The organism is Algibacter sp. (assembly GCF_049667265.1).
GTDB lineage: Bacteria > Bacteroidota > Bacteroidia > Flavobacteriales > Flavobacteriaceae > Algibacter_B.
Genome location: NZ_JBATHX010000005.1, coordinates 1 through 1,873, shown reverse-complemented (window position 1 = coordinate 1,873; position 1,873 = coordinate 1). Strand labels below are relative to the sequence as shown.

Genomic DNA, 1,873 nt, shown 5'->3' with positions numbered 1-1,873 from the left:
CTTATGGCTATTTCTCCTCGGTTTGCAACTAGTATTTTTTTCATTAATAATTAATATTTGTCATTCCCTCGAAAGAGGTAATCTCATTTTTTTAGCCACGAATTCACGAATAATAAGATGGCATTTTCTAATTTTCAAACTCAATTAATAGTTGATTCTTTTCAACAGCATCCCCGTTTTTTGCGGAAATTGATTTTATAATACCATCTCGTGGAGACATAATACTATTTTCCATTTTCATGGCTTCAAGAATAAATAAGCTGTCATTTTCCTTAACTTCTTGTCCAACTGTTACATGCATTTCTAAAATTAATCCTGGCATAGGAGCTTTAATAAAATCGACCTGTTTTGTTGAGCCAACAGAAAACCCCATGTCCTTAATTAGCATGTCTAATTTATTGGAAATATGAACATTATAAGTGTTGTTGTTTACTGTAACTTGATATGATTTTTTATGAAAGTCTGCTTCAGTTATTTCAGCTTTAAACGATTTGTTGTCTTGAAGAATGTGATAATTTCCTTTTGAAGTTTGAAGTGCATCCTGGTTTGAAACATCTTCATTACTAAACTCAAAATCAATGGTATTATTTACTTTAACCTTAAAATTTTTACTCATAATATTTTGAACTAAATGCTAGTAAATATATGTATAAAATAGAAGATAATTTAATGGCTGGATTAAATAATTGCTAATTTGATATAGTTGGTTTTATATAAAAAGGGCTTATGAACTAAATATTGTTTTAATTCGGATATATGATATGGTCCAGGAAAAATTATTTTCAAAAACAGTTTTTTAAACGAAAATCAAACGGATGTTAGTTGATTGTCAAACGGACTCTATTTTGCGACTTTTAGTTTTGGAAATAATCAGGAAACTTTAATGTTTATAAAGGAATAACCTAATTTTCACCATTAAATTGAGAAACTTGTTGATGCTTGATAATGGCTCTTCTTGATAAAAAAAGACCTATTCCAAGCGATATAAATGCACCTACCCAAATGCCAGGAATAAAATCGATAAACAAGAAGAAATCATAGGCGCCATGAAATAAAATGGCCAAAAATAATCCGGCAAAATTTAACCCGATTCTGTTATTTGAAAATTTAGCTTTTCCCATAAAATAACCCATTAAAATTCCAAACGTAGCGTGGGCAGGAACCGCCGTAAAAGCTCTAATTAATGCCGTTGAGTAACCTCCCTCAAGCACATAAAATATGTTTTCGGTAGCTGCAAACCCCATAGAAACCATCACGGCATAAACAATACCATCAAACGGTTCGTTAAAAGCATTATTGGATTGCGCAAAATATCTAATGATAACGTATTTGCTAAATTCCTCAATTAGTCCAACAACAAAAAAGGCTTTGATGAATTGTTGAATTACACTCGTTTTATTGGTTAATGGTAACACCATATCAAACGCATAGTAAAGTATCGATGTAATGATAATGCTAACAATGGCTCCTAAAAGAAAGTTGTAAAAAAGCAATCGTCTCGGTTCTTTTTCGTATTTATCTTTACAGTAAATGTAAAAAATGATGACGAAAACTGGTGCAATGGCTACTAATAATAAATTCATTTACTTGGTTGTTTCTTTATTGTCTGTAAAACAAATTCGTGGATATTTTTATTTGAAGACACGAAGAAATAATCATTATCAACAATGTTTTTAATGAGGTCGTTAAAGGCGTCAAAAGATACTAATTAAATTGAGGTATAGCAAAATTTAAATGCATTGTTAATTGCTTTTGTATAGGTTATTTTAATAAAAAAAGAGATTCTGGGCATTTGATTTTTTTATTGGTAAAAATTAAGTTTATAATCAGTCATAAGTCAAATGAATATAACTACATAATTTGCTCATAATGA

2 protein-coding genes are annotated in these 1,873 nt (G+C 29.8%); both read right to left on the bottom strand.

Annotated elements, in window-relative coordinates:
- Window positions 1-127: 127 nt before the first annotated feature.
- Window positions 128-616 (bottom strand): acetyl-CoA carboxylase biotin carboxyl carrier protein subunit, encoded by a 489-nt coding sequence (locus WBN21_RS00125; RefSeq protein WP_424197290.1) that lies wholly within the window; start codon window positions 614-616, stop codon window positions 128-130.
- Window positions 617-902: 286 nt separating this feature from the next.
- Window positions 903-1,583, bottom strand: a complete 681-nt coding sequence (locus tag WBN21_RS00120; RefSeq protein WP_424197289.1) for a PrsW family intramembrane metalloprotease — start codon at window positions 1,581-1,583, stop codon at window positions 903-905.
- Window positions 1,584-1,873 lie beyond the last annotated feature (290 nt).

What these genes read in the sequence shown, in the direction of transcription:
- WBN21_RS00120 (WP_424197289.1), bottom strand. Translation starts at nt 1,583, where the DNA reads ATGAATTTATTATTAGTAGCCATTGCACCAGTTTTCGTCATCATTTTT.
- WBN21_RS00125 (WP_424197290.1), bottom strand. Translation starts at nt 616, where the DNA reads ATGAGTAAAAATTTTAAGGTTAAAGTAAATAATACCATTGATTTTGAG.